At 60.6% G+C, this 19384-nt stretch carries 15 protein-coding genes; 7 read left to right on the top strand and 8 right to left on the bottom strand.

Features of this window, described 5'->3' with window-relative positions:
* Positions 1-79: 79 nt before the first annotated feature.
* On the top strand, positions 80-1525 hold the full coding sequence (locus P8K07_03590; protein ID MDG1957603.1) for a sigma 54-interacting transcriptional regulator: 1446 nt from the start codon (positions 80-82) through the stop codon (positions 1523-1525).
* On the opposite strand, the gene typA is transcribed toward P8K07_03590, so the two are convergent.
* Entirely contained in the window at positions 1522-3375 is a 1854-nt protein-coding gene (typA, locus tag P8K07_03585; protein MDG1957602.1) for a translational GTPase TypA, read from the bottom strand. The genes P8K07_03590 and typA overlap by 4 nt on opposite strands.
* A gap of 185 nt (positions 3376-3560) precedes the next feature.
* Between typA and P8K07_03580 the strand changes: the two genes are divergently transcribed.
* Positions 3561-5882: a DNA topoisomerase IV subunit A gene (locus P8K07_03580; protein ID MDG1957601.1), complete on the top strand. Its 2322-nt coding sequence runs from the start codon at positions 3561-3563 to the stop codon at positions 5880-5882.
* Here the strand turns inward: P8K07_03580 and rlmD are convergent.
* From rlmD to P8K07_03560, 4 genes are all read right to left on the bottom strand, one after another.
* Positions 5879-7036: a 23S rRNA (uracil(1939)-C(5))-methyltransferase RlmD gene (gene rlmD / locus P8K07_03575; protein MDG1957600.1), complete on the bottom strand. Its 1158-nt coding sequence runs from the start codon at positions 7034-7036 to the stop codon at positions 5879-5881. The two genes, P8K07_03580 and rlmD, sit on opposite strands and share 4 nt — an antisense overlap.
* On the bottom strand, positions 7009-7803 hold the full coding sequence (locus tag P8K07_03570; protein MDG1957599.1) for a hypothetical protein: 795 nt from the start codon (positions 7801-7803) through the stop codon (positions 7009-7011). The genes rlmD and P8K07_03570 overlap by 28 nt, the downstream gene beginning before the upstream one ends.
* Positions 7804-7890: 87 nt before the next feature.
* Positions 7891-8028, bottom strand: coding sequence for a hypothetical protein (locus tag P8K07_03565; protein ID MDG1957598.1), 138 nt, complete (start codon positions 8026-8028; stop codon positions 7891-7893).
* Positions 8029-8922: a fructose bisphosphate aldolase gene (locus P8K07_03560; protein MDG1957597.1), complete on the bottom strand. Its 894-nt coding sequence runs from the start codon at positions 8920-8922 to the stop codon at positions 8029-8031.
* A gap of 255 nt (positions 8923-9177) precedes the next feature.
* Here P8K07_03560 and P8K07_03555 point away from each other — a divergent pair, with 255 nt between their 5' ends.
* From P8K07_03555 to P8K07_03540, 4 genes are read left to right on the top strand one after another with little or no spacing between them, the layout of a single operon-like run.
* On the top strand, positions 9178-10350 hold the full coding sequence (locus tag P8K07_03555) for an FAD-binding oxidoreductase (GenBank protein MDG1957596.1): 1173 nt from the start codon (positions 9178-9180) through the stop codon (positions 10348-10350).
* A 25-nt stretch (positions 10351-10375) separates the two neighbouring features.
* Positions 10376-12289, top strand: coding sequence for a DNA topoisomerase IV subunit B (locus P8K07_03550; GenBank protein MDG1957595.1), 1914 nt, complete (start codon positions 10376-10378; stop codon positions 12287-12289).
* Between the two features lie 39 nt (positions 12290-12328).
* The gene (locus P8K07_03545; protein MDG1957594.1) at positions 12329-12649 is read left to right on the top strand and encodes a rhodanese-like domain-containing protein; all 321 of its coding nucleotides are present in this window, start codon (positions 12329-12331) and stop codon (positions 12647-12649) included.
* Between the two features lie 5 nt (positions 12650-12654).
* Positions 12655-13536 carry an alpha/beta hydrolase gene (locus P8K07_03540; GenBank protein ID MDG1957593.1) on the top strand — a complete coding sequence of 294 codons (882 nt, stop codon included), beginning with the start codon at positions 12655-12657 and terminating at the stop codon, positions 13534-13536.
* Here P8K07_03540 and P8K07_03535 read toward each other — a convergent pair.
* Positions 13533-14573: an AI-2E family transporter gene (locus tag P8K07_03535; protein MDG1957592.1), complete on the bottom strand. Its 1041-nt coding sequence runs from the start codon at positions 14571-14573 to the stop codon at positions 13533-13535. The two genes, P8K07_03540 and P8K07_03535, sit on opposite strands and share 4 nt — an antisense overlap.
* Before the next feature lie 246 nt (positions 14574-14819).
* Here P8K07_03535 and P8K07_03530 point away from each other — a divergent pair, with 246 nt between their 5' ends.
* Positions 14820-15623: an enoyl-CoA hydratase-related protein gene (locus P8K07_03530; GenBank protein MDG1957591.1), complete on the top strand. Its 804-nt coding sequence runs from the start codon at positions 14820-14822 to the stop codon at positions 15621-15623.
* On the opposite strand, the gene selD is transcribed toward P8K07_03530, so the two are convergent.
* Positions 15620-17848 (bottom strand): selenide, water dikinase SelD, encoded by a 2229-nt coding sequence (selD, locus tag P8K07_03525; protein ID MDG1957590.1) that lies wholly within the window; start codon positions 17846-17848, stop codon positions 15620-15622. The genes P8K07_03530 and selD overlap by 4 nt on opposite strands.
* The gene (locus tag P8K07_03520) at positions 17845-19335 is read right to left on the bottom strand and encodes a DEAD/DEAH box helicase (GenBank protein MDG1957589.1); all 1491 of its coding nucleotides are present in this window, start codon (positions 19333-19335) and stop codon (positions 17845-17847) included. Before P8K07_03520 ends, selD begins: the two co-directional genes overlap by 4 nt.
* Between the last annotated feature and the right edge of the window lie 49 nt (positions 19336-19384).

The raw sequence follows: 19384 nt of genomic DNA, 5'->3' as shown, positions 1-19384 counted from the left end.
ACATACCGGGAGGCAGAGAGGCCGTCAACGCTAGCGGCCCGAGGGTTCGCGCGATAAGGGAACCAGAAGAGTTGGTTGTTTGGAGTTCTCCAAAGTGCCGGAAATCAATGAAACAGGACGCCTGCTGGTCCGCCGCCCGGATGGGGAGACAGAATTCCACGAACTCCATGGGGATACGCGCGTCGGCCGAGCGGAGGATATGGATCTGGTTCTGGAGGATCCCTCGGTATCTCGACAGCACGCCCTGCTGCGCTGGGAGGACGGTGCGCAGTTTGTGATCGCAGACCTCGGAAGCGCCAATGGTACGTGGCGCAATGGGGATCGGATCGCCCTGCCCGTTCCGCTGCGTAACGGCGACGATCTGCGGATGGGATCGGTCGAAATGCGATTCCTCGCCCCGCGTGGAGTCCATGAAGGCCATCGGGGGGCCTCGGTTCGGGAGACTCTGGATGCGACATCAACGATGGGGCAGCAGGCAGGCGAGGTTCAGCCGACACTGATTGCCAGAGCACCTCTGATGATGGCGGCTTTGGAGCTTGCACATCAAGCGAGCCAGTCTCCGATCCCGGTGATGATCGAGGGGGAAACGGGAACCGGGAAGGAGCTTCTCGCGCGAGCGATCCACGCGGACGGGCCACGGGCCGATGCGCCCTTTGTCGCAATCAATTGCGCTTCGCTCCCGGAAGGGCTGCTCGAGTCGGAGCTTTTTGGTCATCGAAAAGGCGCGTTCACGGGGGCCAGCACGGATCGAATCGGCCTTCTGGAGGCGGCGCACGGAGGCTCGGTGCTGCTCGACGAGATCGGCGAGATGCCACCAGCCATGCAGCCGAAGTTGCTGCGGTTCCTGCAGGAGGGCGAGATCCATCGCATCGGTGAGAATCAACCCCGGAATGTGGACGTCCGGGTGCTCGGGGCGACTCATCGCTGTTTGGCTGACGAGGTGCGGGAGGGTCGTTTTCGGGAAGATCTGTTCTTTCGGCTGACCCCGATCATGATCTCTCTCCCTCCCCTGCGGGATCGAATTGAAGATGTGCCCTTGCTGGCAGGCCGGCTCCTCGCTCGGGCTTGTCGCCGTCACGAGCGCCCGGAGATTGGCTTGTCTGCAGGTGCCCTCCGCGTGCTGAGCGCATACTCCTGGCCCGGGAATGTGCGGGAACTGGAAAATGAGCTTTTGCGCGCGGTTGCCATGAATCCCCAAAAGGAAATCCTTGAGGAAGCAGACCTTTCCTCTCGAATTCTCGCCCCGGAGGCCGGATCGGATGCGCTTGAATCACTCAATTCCGCTTCGGGCTCGCAAGACTCGGAGGTTCCCGGAGGGGGGGCGGTCGGGACGGCGTTGACGGATGTCGACAGTGACACTTCCGGTGATAATGCCAGTTTGCGGGGCGCTCTGTCCCGTTTCGAAAGGCAGCATATCGAAGACGTATTGGAGAAGAAAAACGGAAACGTCTCCGCAACGGCCAGGGCGCTAGGCGTGTCTCGCGGTGCGCTGCACCGCAAGCTCAAGGACTTCGGACTCCGCTAGTCCTGCTTGTCCTTGCGTCGTTTGGGGCGCTGGACATGGTCGAGGACGCGTTTCCGAATTCGGATGGATTGCGGCGTCACTTCGATCAATTCATCGTCCGCGATCCAGTCGAGAGCGTCTTCCAGGCCCATCTGGCGCGGCGGGGTCAGCCGCACAGCATCATCCCGCCCCGCTGCCCGAACATTCGTCAGTTTCTTTTCCTTTGTGACATTGACGTCCAGATCGCCTTGCCTCGAGTATTCCCCGACGATCATGCCCTCGTAGACAGGTGTGCCAGCGGCCGCGAAAAGTGTTCCGCGTTCCTGCATATGGTCCAAGGCATAGGCGGTGGTTTTTCCTTCGCGGTCCGAAACCAGAGCGCCATTGGAACGACGGTTGATCGCTCCCGCCCAGGGAGCCCAGCCGTTGAAGACGGCATGCAGAATTCCCGTCCCACGAGTATCCGTGAGAAAAGGCGAGCGAAAGCCGATCAGTCCCCGAGAAGGTACGGCGAATTCCAGCCGCACGCGACCGGAGGCTGGCGGGCTCATATGGTTCATGACGCCTTTGCGCATCGAAAGAAGTTGCGAAACCACACCGATGAACTCCTCGGGCAGATCGATAATCGCAGTCTCCATCGGTTCGTGCTTCTTGCCGTCAATCTCTCGGGTCACGACATCGGGTTTGGAGACCTCGATCTCATAACCCTCACGGCGCATGGTCTCGATGAGGATTGCGAGTTGAAGCTCTCCTCGTCCCGATACCCGCAATCGCTCCGGAGTGTCCGTGTCTTCGACGCGCAGACTGACATTACGCTTCGATTCCAGTTCCAGACGTTCACGCAGTTTGCGCGAAGTCACATAGTCGCCCTCACGCCCGGCCCATGGAGAAGTGTTCGCCCCGAATACCATGGTGATGGTGGGCTCGTCGATGTGAAGTCGCGGTAGCGCAATCGGCTCCTCCCGATCAGCAACGGTATCGCCTATCTGGATATCTTCTACGCCGGCGATGGCCACTATATCTCCGGCAGACGCGGTCTTCAGAGGTTGTCGCTCGAGCCCCAGCCATCCAAAGAGGCTCGTCAAGCGGAAATTCTGCTCGGCACCGTCGGCTCCGAGCACGGTATAGGTTTCACCGGTGCGGAGCTCTCCCGACTCGACGCGCCCGACAGCCAGTCGACCGATATAGTCGTCATAGTCGAGGTTGTTTGCCTGAAATTGAGTCGGCCGACCTGCCTCGACCTTGGGGCCAGGTAGATCCTCCACGATCAGACGGAACAAGGAAGACAAGTCGGAAGCCGGCTCATCGGGTTCCCGTGCTGCAGTTCCTGATCGAGCGTTCGTGTAGACGATCGGGAACTCGAGTTGGTCGTCTGTTGCATCGAGATCGATGAAGAGGCCGTAAATTTCATCGAGGACTTCGGATATGCGGGCATCGGGCCGATCGATCTTGTTGATGCAGACGACGGGTTGCAGGCCAGCCTCGAGCGCCTTGCGCAAGACAAAGCGAGTCTGTGGCATCGGACCTTCCGATGAATCCACGAGAAGCAGGACGCCATCCACAATCGCGAGAGTTCGCTCGACCTCGCCGCCGAAATCGGCGTGGCCGGGCGTATCCACGATATTGATGCGGACATCATCGTATTCGACCGCGGTATTCTTGGCTAGAATCGTGAGGCCGCGTTCACGCTCGATGGCACCGGAGTCCATCACCCTCTCGGCGACCGCCTGATGCTGGCTGAAGGTGCCAGCTTGATGCAGCATGGCATCCACAAGAGTGGTCTTGCCGTGGTCGACGTGTGCGATGATCGCTATGTTGCGCACATCCGCGCGTCGTTCCGACGAAGATTCCTGTTCAGCACTTCCAGTCACCCAAAGCTGTTAGCAGACGGGGACTGGAGCCGCCAAGTCCGGCTCCTTCCTGCAGCCCCTCGATCAGGGTGGTCGTCTCGTCCGATTTTTGCCGGACGCCGATAATTGTCGCCTCCTGCACTGGAGAAAAGCGTCACTTCGTCCTACAAGGATGCCGTGGGGATTTACCGGCGAGGTGGGGATAGATGAGCGAATCGGCTAACGAAGCGGACCTGCAGTCTGCGGCGGAGCACCGCTACCTCAGCTACGCGCTTTCGGTGATTACCTCCCGTGCCTTGCCCGATGTGCGCGACGGTCTCAAGCCGGTCCAGCGGCGAATTCTCTTCGCAATGTTTCGCAATCTGAGATTGTCGGCCACGGCGAAGCCTCGAAAATCTGCCCAAATCGTCGGCGAGGTCATCGGCAAATATCACCCGCACGGCGATTCGGCGGCCTACGAAGCCATGGTGCGCATGGCCCAGGATTTCTCGCTTCGTTACCCTCTGGTGAACGGCCAGGGGAATTTTGGCTCGCTGGATGGGGACTCGGCCGCGGCTTATCGATACACGGAAGCCAAGCTCACCAGCATCGCGGAGGAAATCCTCGAGGATCTGGGCTCCGATACGGTTGACTGGCGCACGAACTACGATGCGACCAACGAAGAGCCCGTGGTATTGCCGAGTCGCCTGCCGCAACTCCTCGTCAATGGCTCGACCGGAATTGCTGTGGGGATGGCCACCAATATCCCGCCGCATAATCTCACCGAGGTCTGTGACGCACTCGTCGGCTTGATCGACAAACCTTCGTCGCAGGTGAAGGACCTGTTGAAGTCGATCAAGGGGCCGGATTTCCCGACCGGAGGCGAACTACTTTCGAGCCGCAAGGAGCTCCTGGCCGTGTACGAATCCGGCCATGGTCCGGTGAAGCTCCGTGGAACCTATAAACTCGAAAAAGCGCCTCGCGGGAAGACGCAGATCGTCATTCAGAACATCCCCTACAGTGTGAACAAGGCTACCTTGATCGAGCAGATCGCTGGCTTGATCATGGACCGCAAACTCACCCTGCTCACCGATGTGCGTGATGAGTCGACGACAGATGTTCGAATCGTTCTCGAGCTGAAATCGGGAGCGGATCCGGAAGCCGCCATGGCTTATTTGTTCAAGCACTGCGACCTCCAGGTCAATTTTCATGTGAATCTGACTTGCCTGATGCCGGACGGCGAGTCGGAGGCAGGCCAGCCAGGGCGCGTTTCCCTCCTCCAGCTTTGTCGATCCTTTCTGGATTTCCGCCTCGAGGTGGTGACCCGTCGGCTTGAATTCGAGCAGCGCAAACTCAAGGAACGATTACATATCCTGAATGCGTTCCTGGCCATCTACAAAGACCTCGACAAGGCGATTCGGATTATTCGTTCTGCCGAAAGCAAGGCTGATGCGAACGCGAAGCTCCGCAAGGCCTTCAAGCTCGACGAGATTCAGGCGGATGCGATTCTCGAGATTCGACTCTATCAGTTGGCGAAACTCGAGATCGGCAAGATTCGTGAGGAGCATGACGCCAAGACCAAGCGCCTGAAGGAAGTCGATCGTTTGCTGCGCAGCGAAAAGCAACGCTGGAAACTGGTTCGGGGCGAACTTGTGGACCTCCAGAAGGCGCATGGGGATCGCCGTCGGACGGAAGTTTCCGTCAGCGGAAAGCAGGATCTTGCGTACGATCCGGAAGCGTACGTGGTGCACGAGGAAGCGACCGTCCTGGTCACACAGGACGGCTGGATTCGGCGAGTCCGTGAGTTGAAGGAAGGCGCCAAGCCTCGCCTTCGCGAGGGGGATTCGTTGGCCGTCACTCACGTGGGTTCGACCAAGGATCGAATCGCCTTTTTCAGCACGCTCGGCGTTCTTTATGTCGTCAGCGTGGCCGATGTCCCCGCCACAACAGGGTATGGGGAGCCGGTCCAGTCGCTCTTCCGCTTCAAGGACGGAGAGCGGATCCTTCACTCCCTCATGGTCCGGGATGGGGTGGTGGGCGATTTGCCGAAGCCAACGACTGCGCAAAAGAAAAAGCAGGCTGAACTCTTCGATCGCGGGGAAGTGATTGAGCTGAGCCAGGAGAGCCGTCCAATGTTGGTTGCATCGGCCCGCGGATACGGTTTCCGTGCGGCGCCCGATCTGACGATCACGACTCGGGCCGGACGCAAATTTGCCAAAGTCGCTTCGGGCGATGAGTTGGTTGTGTGTGAAGAGGTGGATGGCCGCGAGGTCATTTGCCTTGCCTCCGGTGGCAAGGGCCTTCGCTTCGCTCTCAAGGATGTAGCGGAGCTCTCGGGTGTTGGCCGCGGGGTGATCCTGATGCGGGTTGAGCCGAAGGAAAAGCTTCTCGCGGCGATTACCGTGAGCTCCACGTCCAAGCTGCTGCTGGATATGGGTGGCGGAAAGACGCGTCCTTCCGCGGCGGCCGACTTTCCCAAGATCAAGCGCGGTGGCAAGGGCAACAAGGTCGTGAAGCGCGGAACTGCTATCGGCCTTCGGCGGCGTTAGTCGTCGCTATCGAGTCCGATCGGAGCGGTTGTTTTCTCGAGGAGCGCCATGACCTCGACGTGGGGGGTCTGCGGGAGCATATCGTAAACACGAACTCGGCGCGTCGCCCAGCCTTCCCGAGCAAACCCTCGAAGATCTCGAACCAATGTTTCCGGCTCGCAGCTGACATATAGAATCTTGCGCGGGGCGAGTTCCACGATTGCTTCGCCAGCTTCCTGGCTAAGCCCTTTTCGTGGCGGATTGACGATCAGCGCCGAGGGTTTCTGAAATCCTTTCGCTTTTGCGATCTCGAGCACATTCTCCGCTGGCGCCGCAACGAACTCTGCCCGATGGCGCTTGAGGCGCCGGGCATTCGCCTGAGCGCATTCGATCGCGGCCTCGGAGGCTTCGATGCCGAGCAGGCGCGTATTGTGATTGATCGAGGACAGTCCAAGGGCGCCTACCCCGCAGTAGAGGTCAATGACCCCATCTGCCGCCCACACATCCAACCATTTAGCTGCTGTCGTATAGATCCGTGAGGCAATTTCGGTGTTGGCCTGAAGGAATGCGCCCGCACGAGATTCCAGCACGAGGTCACCAAATTTTTCCCGCAGCGCGGGTGGCCCTTTGATCTGCCGAATATCGGATGTGAGGAGATTGTTTCCGGTCTCTGCGTTCACGCATAGAAAGACCGATTCCAATTCGCGGTGGCGGTGCTGCATGCGCAGAATCAAGGTATTGAGCTTGGCAATTTTGTCTGTAGCGGAAACGAGAGTGAGGTGCGTCAGGGAGGTATGGTCGGAGGTTCGAGCCAGCGCGTATCGAAGCGCTCCCTCACCCGTGCGCTCATCGTAGATCGGAATCTCGAGTGCCTCGACTTCTTCGAGCAAGCTCCGCAGCAGTGGCTGCAGGCGTCTATGATGGACGATGCAACTCTCGGCGGGCATGACGCTGTGAGTGCCCGGCTTGTAGACACCGAGAATAAGTTCCTGATCATGAGTTTCGCGGTTCCGCCGATGGCGGAAGACGAGCTTGGCGTGGTTCCGGTAGCCGGTTTGGCGCGGGCTTCCAACGGGGCTGAGGAACTGGACCTCGCCCAATTCGGTTGCCTCGCGCACCATCTCCAAAACGCGCTCGTGCTTCGCGGTCAGTTGCTTGGTGTAGGATCGACCCATCCCGGGACAGCTGACACAGGCCGGGAAGTGACGACATTGCACCTGCTCGGACTTCGGAACACGACGATTTGGGGGACGTGATGTCCGTTGGTCCCCCCTGCCGCCGTCACGCTTGAAGTCGGTCCGGCCCGCGCCGCTCTCCGTTCGACTTCCTTGCGGGCCGCGCCTGTCATCTCTACCGGGTCCGCGTCGGTCATCGCGCGGAGGTCCACGTCGGTCGTCACGCGGAGGTCCGCGTCGGTCATCGCGCGGAGGTCCGCGTCGGTCATCATCACGAGGAGGCCCGCGTCGGTCGTCCGAGCGGTTCTCCCAGCGTCGGTTGGGAGGTCCGTCGGCACGCGCGGCGGGAGGGCCGCGCCGGTCATCTCTGCCGGGTCCACGTCGGTCATCACGCGGAGGCCCGCGTCGGTCATCACGCGGGGGTCCGCGTCGGTCATCACGAGGAGGCCCGCGGCGGTCATCCGAGCGGTTCTCCCAGCGTCGGTTGGGAGGTCCGTCGGCACGCGCGGCGGGAGGTCCGCGCCGGTCATCTCTGCCGGGTCCACGTCGGTCATCGCGCGGGGGCCCGCGTCGGTCATCGCGCGGAGGTCCACGTCGGTCGTCCGAGCGGTTCTCCCAGCGCCGGTTGGGGGGGCCGTCGGCTCGCGCGCCGGGAGGGCCGCGCCTGTCATCTCTGCCGGGTCCGCGTCGGTCATCGCGCGGGGGCCCGCGTCGGTCATCGCGCGGGGGCCCGCGTCGGTCATCACGAGGTGGCCCGCGTCGGTCATTCCTTCCGGGCCCGCCTCGGGCCTCGCGCGGAGGTCCACGATGGTCGTCCGAGCGGTTCTCCCATCGACGACCGGAGGTTGTGCTGCTCACGTTGTCGCGGCGTTCAGGTCCACCCGGAGAGCCTCTGTCGGCTCCCGGTCCTTCACTTCTGCCTTTTGGCGTGCCTGATCCGTCGTCGCGCCGCGAGTCGGTTCGGTCCGACCCGCGGTCGCTCCGACGATCACTCACGTACGGGATGCCTGATAGATCGATTCGATCGCTGTATCGAGGAGTCCGTTGAATTCGCTGTCACTCTGCTGCGCGGAGAGGCCTTGCGTCAGCGCCCGCGAGAAACTAGCGATCATGCCGTGATTCGCAGTGAGGCGTGTATTCGCCTCGTCGCGAGAGTAGCCGCCGGACAATGCGACCACTTTGAGCATTTTGGGGTGCCGAATCACATCCTCATAGAAGCCGCTTTCTTCCGGGAGAGTGAGCTTTACCATCACCGACTGCCCCTCGGGGAGCGCGTCAAGGTGGGCCAGCATCTCCTTTTTGAGGATCGCTTCTGCACCCGCCTTCTCCGGGCTGTTGATATCAACTTCCGGCTCCAGGATCGGACAGAGGCCATGCCCCAGAATCTGGCGACCGACCTCGAATTGCTGCTTTACGATCTCCGCGATGCCTTTCGGGTTCGCGAGCTTGATGACCGAGCGCATCTTCGTCCCGAAAACCTCATGCTTGACGGCTCGCTGGCACAGGGCGTCGAGCTCGGGCATCGGCTTCATGATTTGGACGCCGTCGGCCTCGTCGGCAAGTCCTTTGTCGACTTTGAGGAACGGCACCACGTTTTTTTCCTGCCAGAGATAACGAGCCGAGGGTACCCCCTCCACTTCGCGGTCCATGGTCATCTCGAAGAGAATGGCGCCAAGGACGCGGTCCCCCCCAAAGGATGGACTTGTCATGATCCGGGAGCGCATGGCGTGAATGAGATCGAACATTTCGCCTTCGTTCGCGTACTCGGACTCCTCGACGCCGTAGAGCTTGAGAGCCTTGGGCGTACTCCCACCGCTCTGGTCGAGTGCTGCAAGGAAACCGTTCTCGGATTGAACTTTCTTAAGCTGATCGTCGTGAATACTCATAGTCTGCCTGAACTTCCTGGTTTTTCGGCCTCTTGGTCGGAAGGCACTCGCTTCAACTAAAGCTAAAATCATCAGCCGGCGCGAGTGGGATCGGATTTGGTCCGAATCCGTTTGGGGGTCGGAGGCTCTTCGACGCCCAAGCGCAGGCTAGCAGCATTCCCCTCCCGGGCTCAATCATCGAATTTACTTCGATGGGAGAAATTCAGATGGCAATCTGGTCAGAAGCTGGCGAACGCCTTATGGTAACAGTTGGCTATGGCCAAACGGCAACAATTTGACGTGATCATCGTCGGCGGAGGGATCGCTGGAGCCTCCCTGGCTTATTTTCTCGGGCAGGCGGGTATCGGCAAGGTTCTGATCCTCGAGCGCGAGAATCAGTTGGCGGCCCATTCCACCGGTCGAAGTGCGGCCTCCATCAGTGAATATGACGAGAATGATGTCGTTTTGGACCTCAAAATCCTCGGTTCGCGATTTTGGCGCCGGCCCCCCGAGGATTTCGCGGATCACCCGCCGCTTACGTCCGTAGGTGTTCTGTCCCTTTTCGACGTCGCGGGGTTCGAGAAGCTGGAAGGCCGGGAAGGTGAACTGCGGGCGCGGGGCCTGGAGTTCGAGCTCATGCGACCCGATGCCGTTCGCGCCAAGGTACCTGCCCTGACCTTTCCCGGCATGGGAGGGGCGCTGTATGCGCCGCAGGATGGCCGCCTCGATGTGCATGGGATCTTGCAGGCCTATTTGCGGCATGCGCGCGCTGGCGGGGCGCAGATGGAGCTGGGTGCGGAGGTTCTCGGGCTCGTTCACTCCCAAGGCCGAATCAGCGGTGTGCGGCTGCGAGACCGAGAGGTCGAGGCTGGTTTGGTCGTGAATGCTGCCGGCGCCTGGGCGTCGACGGTGGGCCAGATGGCAGAGGCTCGCGCCGTGGAGCTCCAGCCCAAACGTCGATCCTTGTTTACGTTTGCAGGACCGGCTGATGTTGAATTCGGCAACTGGCCCATGGTCTGGAGCGACCCTCACGAGGTATACTTCGTTCCCGAGGCGGGCGAGATGATGCTGAGTCCGATGGACCAGGTTGCGATGGGCCCCTGCGATCCGAGCCCGGACGACGAGACCATCGCTGCCTCGCTCGAGCGACTGAGCGAGTTGGCCCCCTCTCTGGTTCCGCGCTCCATTCGTTCCCGTTGGTCGGGGCTGCGCACCTTTGCTGTGGATGGGGCACCGGTGATCGGTCCCGACCCCGACCGAAAAGGTTTTTTCTGGCTGGCCGGTCAGGGAGGCGCCGGGATCGAGACCAGTCCCGCCTACGGCCAGATCGCCGCAGATCTGATCGTATCGGGCCGCAGTAGTCGTTTCGAAGTCTCACGATTGGCCCCAGATCGCTTTCCGGTCACGAATGCAGCCGAAACGCTCGCCATGGCTCGCGATTCGGGTTAGGTACCGGCGGTTCCGAACGGGAGGCGTGGTGGTGGCGAAGAATTATACGGCCAAGGATATAACCGTTCTGGAGGGGTTGGAACCCGTCCGGAAACGACCGGGTATGTACATCGGGGGGGTCGATACGACCGGCCTGCACCACCTGCTCTGGGAGGTGGTCGATAACTCGGTCGACGAGGCGATGAATGGTCATTGCAGTCGAATCGAGGTGATCCTTGCCAAGGATGGCGAAACCCTGATGGTTTCCGATGACGGCCGCGGTATTCCGGTGGACATCCATAAAAAGTACAAAAAGCCGGCGGTCGAACTTATCCTGACGACGCTCCACGCGGGCGGGAAATTCGAGGCTAAAAATTACCTTCATTCAGGAGGTTTGCACGGAGTAGGCGCCTCGGTCGTGACCGCGCTTGCCGACAAGATGACTGTGCGAATCAAGCGTAGCGGGCATGAGCACGTGCAATCCTTCTCGCGCGGGAAGCCGACCAGTCGGCTCAAGAAGGGTCGCAAGATCCGGGGGACAGGGACCTCGATCGAATTCCATCCGGATCCCAAGATCTTCTCGAAGGTGAAGTTCAATCCCACGACGATTGCGGATCGCCTGGAGGCCAAGGCTTATCTGCATCAGGGCCTGACGGTCGTTTTTGAGGACAAGGCGAACAGCACCAAGCAGACCTACCATTATGAGGAAGGAATTCGCGCCTATCTCGAAAAACAACTCGAGGCAGGCAAGCGGAAGCGAATTCCGGCAGAGACTTTCCATGCGGCGAAGGAAAGCGAAGGCGTCCGAATGGAATGCGCTCTGGCCTGGACAGAGGACCCTAACGAAGAATTCGCATCGTTCGTGAACAGCATTCCGACCGGCGACGGCGGGACTCATGAAAACGGTCTGAAATCGGGCCTCGTCAAGGCGGTGCGCAACTATCTCGAGATTCATAGTCTGGTGCCTCGGGGTCTGGCGATCACGGCGGACGATGTCCGCGAGGGTGTCGTGGGGATCCTGTCCTGTTTCATGCCGGAGCCGCAGTTTCAGGGGCAGACGAAGGACCGACTCAACAACCCGGAGGTGGCTGCCGCGGTGGACTCCTTTATCAGGAGCGCTGTCGAGAACTGGCTCAATGGAAACCCTTCGTCGGCAGAGGCGATCTCCAACCGGGTGATCCTCGCAGCCCGTGCGCGGAATGCTTCTCGTGCAGCGGCCAAAGAAGTCGCGCGCAAAAGCGCTGTATCCCATCGACTCAATCTTCCCGGGAAGCTTGCGGATTGTTCTTCCACAGATCCGCGAAAGTCCGAACTCTTTTTGGTGGAAGGCGAGTCAGCGGGAGGGTCCGCCAAGCAGGCGCGGGATCGCAAGTTTCAGGCAATCCTGCCTCTGCGGGGCAAGGTCCTGAATACCGAGACCGCGAGTCGAGCAAAAGTGCTGGCGAATGCGGAGCTCGCAGACATCGTCAAGGCTATGGGCTGTGGCCTCGGCTCGGACTATGACGCCAATAAGCTGCGCTATCACAAACTCGTTTTGCTTATGGACGCGGATTCCGACGGGCACCATATTGCCACCTTGCTGCTCACCTTTTTTTACCGACATATGCCGCAGTTGATTGCGGATGGGCACCTCTTTCTGGCGGTTCCGCCGCTTTATCGTGTCGATATCGGGAAAGAGACGCACTGGGCGCAGGACGAAGAGGAGAAGGCTTCGATCGTGGCCAAGTCCAAGAGCCGCGCGATCCCGCAGGTCACCCGATTCAAGGGATTGGGGGAGATGAACCCCGACACGTTGAAGCTCACCACTCTGAATCCGGATTCGCGTGCGATGCTGCGCGTGACGATCGATGACGCCGGCACGACCAATACAATGATCAGCTCGCTGATGGGACGCGATGTCGCGCCGCGCTATGAGCTGATTATGGAACGAGCGGCGGCCGTCGCTGACGTGGATATTTGATCTATTGAGGGTGGCGCGCGGAAGCGTTAGCCATTCAGGATGATCGAGGAAGTTGAGGCAAAAGACGCGGCCGAGCGGATTGCGGCCACTCCCGGTGCAGTTCTTCTGGATGTGCGCGAGGATGAAGAGCTGCGTATCGTGGCGGTCGAGGGGGCAACGCATATCCCGATGGGTGATATTCCCGGCCGGATCGCCGAGTTGGATCCGGATACCGAGATTTATTGTCTTTGCCACCATGGGATGAGGAGCGCCCAAGTGGCCGGATTTCTCGTGCAGCAGGGTTTCGAGAAAGTCCGGAATGTCCGCGGCGGAATCGATGCGTGGGCAATCTTCGTCGACGAATCACTGCCGCGGTATTGAGGCCCATGCCCGTGGCGTTCGAGGCGGGTCAGGCTCATAGTCTGGCGATCGATGGACTGAAGCTGCACGCACGCTCTTATGGCGGCAACGTCGGCACGCCGGCCTTGATGTTTCTGCATGGCGGCATGGCGCATACCGCATTCTTCGACCCATTGGCGTCTTTCCTGACCTCCGTGACGCGTCCGTTCTCGATGGATCGGCGAGGCCACGGGGATAGCGATTGGACCGAGAAGGAGAACTACGGGTTTCGACGGGATGTCGAGGATCTCGAGGAGGCCTGCACCCAACTCGACCCGGGCCCCTGGATTCTCGTGGGCCATTCGCAAGGGGGGGTCTTGACGGTCCCGACCCTGCTCCGCGACAATCTGCCGATTGCCGGCGCCGTCCTCCTGGACATCCCCTACGACCCGATGGCTCCGGAGATGCGCAAGACCGGGGATCGATTGCGGCGGATTCCGCAAATTCGTTATCCCTCCGAGGCCACCGCCAAGCGCGGCTTCCAGCCATACCCCCTGCCCCATCGAGCTCCCGACAACGTCGTGAAATATCTCGCCGACCGAAGTTTTCGTCCGTCGGGGGATGGCGGTTTCTACTCGAAATTTCATTGGACGAGGATGCGCGCGCTCCGCGAACACGATGCGGGCTTGCTCGAGGATTTCCCTGAGCAGTTCCGTCGTATCTCTTGCCCGGTACTCGCTGTTCGCGGGGGGGATTCCACGATTCTCTCAGCCGAGGATCATGCGGAAATGGTCAGGCGGCTGCCCGAGGGGCGCGGCGTCACGCTTCCTGAAGCGACGCATAGCCTGCATCTGGAACAGCCTGAGGCTGTGGCCGCAGCGATCGCGGATTTTCTGACGGAGCTCCCCGAGTGCCGACCTGACGCCTAAGGCTTGGCGTCGGCGAAGTTGCCCGAAAGAAGCTGTGCGAGAGGGCGGGTTTGCGTCATTCGACCGAAGAGAATTCGCATCACGGCGGTGATCGGTGTGGCCAGTAACATGCCGACAACGCCCCAAAGAACGCCCCAAACCATCAGCGCCACGAGAATGGCGACGGGATGCAATTCCAGTGAATCACCCATCACCAAGGGTTCCACGACGTTTCCGATGCCGAAGTGAATCGTCCCGGGAATCAAGATCGCCGCGAGGCCTGTGCCGAGACCGATTTCCGGATTCAGCAAGAGGATCGGGAGCGGTAGAAGTGTTGAAATCACCGACCCGACTGTCGGGATGAAGTTCAGAAGGAAGGCAAAGAGCCCAAACACAAGCGCCAACTCTACCCCAAGCAGGTTCAGGCAGGCACCCACGAGCAGGCCGGTGATCGCAGACACGATCACCTTGGCGACGAGAAAACTCTTGACCTGTTGTTCCGCCTGCCCCCACACGCCGGCTCGAGCTTGCCGGCCGCTGAAGCCGATCAGAAGGAATATGGAAAAGACCGATACCAGCAAAGCCTGCGACAAGAGGTCGAGAATCGCCGTAGTCGTGCCAACCAACATGCCGCTGACGGTTTCGAGCGGAATCTTGGCGAGAGGTTTCCGAATTTCGGCTTCGGTAATGCCGAATCGCTCCAAAGGCAGCACCTTGGTGGCCCAGTCCAGAAGTTGATTCATGCCCTTCTGGTATTCGCCAGCGCTCGCCGCCAGTTGGGTGACGGCACTCGACACGATCGTGAAGCCGAGTACGCAAAGTCCCGCTGCCAGAACCAGCGTGATGAATACGGCCAAGGCTTTCGGGAGGCGCATCCATCGCATCATCAGATCCGTTATCGGGGCCAGCCCCAGTGCCAGAAATGCGGCGAGAACAAACGGAATTACGACAGATTGGAGCCAATACAGGGCCCCCCCCACGACGACGGCCGCGATCAGCAACTGGCATGTGGTCTGGATTTGCAGATCCGCGACGACGCTGGGGCTATCCTGCTTCATGTGGCTCCTTCCCACGGCAACAGGGTTACGTCAATCAGCCCTGCTCGAGAGTGTCCGAATCTCCTGTTGCCCGAACCGGCCACGGCGTAGCGAGAGGCCCGCAGAGCTGTGTCCCCGTTGCGCGGCGTTTCCCCAAGGCGGGTCATACGGACGGCCGCAGGTGCACGGAATTCATTGTCATAGCTTGCCTGGCGTCCCGAACGGCGAGAGCTTGTGACGGAATGCCGGATATGAGAAAGCGCAGTGATGGCAACGCAGAAGACGGTCTTGGTGGAGCGCGAGGGTCGGATCCTGACCATCACATTGAATCGACCGGAGAAGCTCAACGCCTATAACCAGGCGATGAAGGATGAGCTGCGAGCGGCGTGGATCGAGGTTCGTGACGATCCCGATATTTGGTGCACGATCATCACAGGCGCTGGCCGGGCGTTCTCCAGCGGCGCAGACGTGTCCTCGCTGGAGAAGAAAAAGTTCACCAAGCCGGATCGGTTTCGTGAACTGGCCATGATCGAAACGATTCGCGACCTGCCGACGCCGCGGCGGCTCGGAGTGATGAAGCCGGTAATCGCAGCGGTCAATGGCGTCTGTAACGGTAACCTCCTCGACCTGGTGACGGAGTCCGATATTCCGATCGCCTCCGATCGGGCCACTTTCATGGACTCTCATGTCTCGCTTGGATTTGTCTCGTCTCATGAGGTTGTTAATTTGGCACGTCGAATTCCGGTTGCCGCGGCAATGCGGATGGCACTGTTAGGCGCGAAGGAAAAGATGCCGGCTGATCGCGCTTTGCAGTTGGGGCTGATCACCGAGGTCGTGCCGCACGACGATCTGATGGCGCGTGCTCGAGAGTTGGCGGGTCTGGTTTGCGAGAACGCACCGCTCGCGGTCTGGGCAACCAAGATGGGGATCGTCCGCGGGCTGGGCTTGCCCGTGGAGCAAGCGGAAGAGATCGCTGCGGGGTATCTCGAGATCGGCGAGCAGACCGAGGACCACGCGGAAGGCCCGCGCGCCTTTGCGGAGAAACGTCCTCCTCGTTGGAAGGGTCGCTAGGCGCGGGCCCCGTCGTCGAGGATCACCCGCGGGCTCTGAAAGGATGCCGGCAGGACTTCGCCTATGATTTGGAAGTCAGTGCCTTCGATTGGATCCGCCTGGATCAGACCCACGGCTTTCTCCGGAGGGACCGCGGCGAGCAGTCCTCCGGAAGTCTGGGGGTCGAGTAGGAGTGCGATCCCTCCTGCGGCGTGGACCCCCTTCGCCTCGAGTTCGACCTCTTCGAGATAGGGCTGCAAGGCCTCGCTGCCGGTGGCAGACCAACCGACTGCGGCGAGTTCGCGAGCGCCCGGCAGTGCGGGCAGTTTGGCTAGATCCAACCGCGCCCGAACCTCGCCGGCAGCCAGCATCTCCAGCGCATGCCCGAGAAGACCAAACCCGCTGATATCAGTGCACGCATGAGCTCCGGTCTGCCGGAATACCTCGGCCGCAGAAGCATTGCTTTGGCGCATCGAGGCGATACTCGATGCCCACCAATTGGCGGGACACTCGCCCCCGCGAGCGGCCGCGAGCAGAATCCCGGTACCCAGAGGCTTGCTCAATACGAGGAGGTCGCCGGGTTGCGCGCCGCCCTTTGTCAGCGGATCGTCACCGATTTCACCGAATACGGTAAAGCCGATCAGCGGCGTTTCGACTTTTACCGAGTGGCCCCCGAGAATTTCAACGCCAAGTTCGGCGAAGGCTTTTTGCGCGCCTCGCTGAAGGGCCGCGAGATCGTTGGCGGTCCCTTGGGCGGGCAGTCCCGCGAGAACCAATGCTTGTCGGGGCGTTGCTCCCATCGCATAAATATCACTGGCTGCATTGATCGCACCGATCTCCGCCACCAAGGCCAGGTCGTCGGCGAAGGGCGGGAAGGCGTCCGTTGTGACGACGACCCGACGGTTGGCGGCGGCTGTGAAAATCGCAGCATCGTCGCGGTCGGCGAGCGTAATCGTCACACGGCCCTGTTCGCGGCCGGTTGGGTCGGACGGCTCGTTGCCTGTGCTCTTGAAGATCGCTTGATCCAGGATCTCGGGCGCGACTTTTGCCGAGCACCCTCCGCAGTCGCCCATCTCTTCCTGCATTCGGGGGTCGGGGCCGGTAAACGAGTCGACTCTGGGGGGCCGATGCTGGCTCAGGAACCGTGTATCGATCTGCTTTTTGAGTTGCCACCAGATCTTCCCATGACGGGTCCGGCCTCGATAAATGGCGAGGGCGCGTCCGTCGCCGGTCGAGAGAAGTCGCAGGAAATCTTTCTGGGGTCGGTAGGGCTGCAATCGCCCCCTTCCCCGCATGGCAGCACGAAGATTTTGGTTGAGGACAGGGCCCTGGCGCACGGCGTGGACCCCGGAGCGGGGTGTCATGGGAAACTGGTCGATTTGGGCCGTGTCGCCGGCTGCGAAAACAGAATCGGTTCCGCGACATCTTAAATCCCGGCCGGTGAGCAGAAAGCCGTCAGCCGTGGTGACCAATCCGCTCGTGGGTAGCCACGAGAATGGAGCAGCTCCCGTCGCCCAAAGAATTGTCTGGCCGCGGAAAATCTCGCCCGCGGCTGTACGCACGCCGCTGGCATCCGGTTCGAGACGACCCAGGCCGCGCCTTACCTCGATCCCGTATTGCTCGAGCAGATCCAACGCTCGCTGCTGTGCGGCCCGAGAAACGTCCGGGAGAACCTGGGACGCAGATTGGAGAAGGGAGATGTTCGCTTCGGGGACATCCCGCAAAGCGGCACGGAAGGCGAAGGCCAGTTCGACTCCGGCAGCGCCACCACCGATGACCAGAAGCTCAGGGTCCCGTGTGCCGGCGCGAATCTCCGCGACAGCGTGCTGAATTCGAGTGAGCGCGCTGGTCAGTGGCCGCACCGGAATAATCCCCGGGTTCGTGGCGCCGTCAGGCATATCCTGCATCCGGGCTCCGATGTCGAGAGAGAGGACGTCGAAATCCAGATTTGCGCCGGACACAAGGCGTATCGTTCGTTCGCCGCTATCAACCGCTGCGACGGCATCTTCGAGGAAACGCACACGCGCACGAGCGGCCAGCGCGGCAACATCGATGGTACATGCATCGCGCGGGAACAGGCCCGCAAGCATGCCGGGCAGCATCCCTGAGTAGAAGGTTTCCCGATGTGGGTTCACCAGCGTGATTTCATTGCCGGGAATGGGCGCCATGATCAGGGACCGCAGGACCGCTAACTGCGCGTGGCCTCCCCCGGCCAGAACCAACTTTCTCGGCAGCTTTCTGGTCACTCGCCTGATTCAGGTTTGGGGCTGGCTTCCGCTCCGCCGGAGTCGGAAGAGCGTCGTTTGCGCCGACGGCGCTTCTTCTTGCCCCCTTCTTCACCCGCCCCCGTCGTTGCCGAGCCAGATGATGATGCGCTTGAGGCGCTTTTACTGCGGGGGTTTCCACCCCGGCTATCACGACGATTGCCGCCGCTACTGCCGCCGCGTCCACGCGAGTCGCCGGGGCGTCCTCCTCGCCCACCGGGGCCAGGCTTGCGCGGTCGACGAGGCGCGCGCTTGAATTCGACCAGAAGTTCGCTGTCCGGGAAGTCGTATGGCAATTTGAAACCGACGTACTTTTCGATCGCTTCAAGTCCCTCGACGTAACGTTCACACGCCAGAGAGATCGCTGTACCTGAAGCGCCTGCGCGTGCTGTGCGCCCGACGCGGTGCACATAGTCTTCGGCGTCGAGGGGAAGATCGAAGTTGATGACATGCGAGACATCTTCGATATGGAGCCCGCGTGAGGCGACGTCCGTAGCGACAAGAATGGGCACGGTCCCTTCGCGAAACTCCTCAAGAATTCGCATCCGCTTGCGCTGGTCGATATCGCCGGTGATCTGTTCGGCTCGATAGCCGTTCAGTTCCAGAGTTCGGACGATGTCGTCGGCCATGCGGCGCATATTCGTAAAGACAAGCGTGCGCTCGGGTTGTTCCTTTTTCAAGAGGCCGAAAAGTGTCGGGAACTTTTCGTCTTGGCCCACGTGGTAAAGTACGTGCTCGACTTTTTCGGCGGTGACCTGTTCCGGCTGAATCTCGACCTTGACCGCGTCATTCATGAAGACGAAGGCGAGCTCCATCACATCGAACGAGAGTGTGGCCGAAAATAGCAGGGACTGGCGCTCCTCCGGGGGTGGGCAACGTTTCATCAAAAAACGCAGGTCCTTGATGAAGCCCATGTCGAACATGCGATCGGCTTCGTCAACTACGACGGTTTCGATTGAGCGAAGATCGTAGACGTGCTGCTTGTAATAGTCGATCAAGCGGCCCGGCGTTCCGATCAGAAGATCGACTTCCTCGGCGAGATCTTCGCGCTGCTTGCGATAATCCACTCCGCCGTAAACGACCTGAACTTTAAATCCGGTTTCCGCTCCCAGAAGTTTCGCGTCGTTTCCGATCTGGATGGCCAACTCGCGGGTGGGCGCGATGACCAGAGCGCGTGGCGCTCCTTTTTTGCGCTCACGTTTGTTGAGCAGCAGTCGAGAGAATACGCTGATCAGGAAGGCCGCCGTTTTGCCGGTGCCGGTTTGTGCCTGACCAGCGACATCTTTCCCACCAAGCGTGATTGGCAGCGTTTTGGCCTGAATTGGGGTGCAATTCTCGAATCCGGCTTTCGCGATACCCTTTTGCATTTCGTCGGGCAGGTCCAGCTCGTCAAAGCGGACGATTTCTACCTCCTCAGAGCGGTGGGTCGCGACCGGGATGGATGGGGCTTCAGTTGTTTCTTCGTTCATTCGTTGCTCAAAGGCCCCGAATTCATGGAGCTCCCTGCCCGACCTTTAG

Source organism: Candidatus Binatia bacterium, assembly GCA_029248525.1.
In the GTDB taxonomy this organism is placed as follows: Bacteria; Desulfobacterota; Binatia; order UBA12015; family UBA12015; genus UBA12015.
Note: the sequence above shows the minus strand (reverse complement) of the source record. Positions and strands in the feature narration are given on the sequence as shown.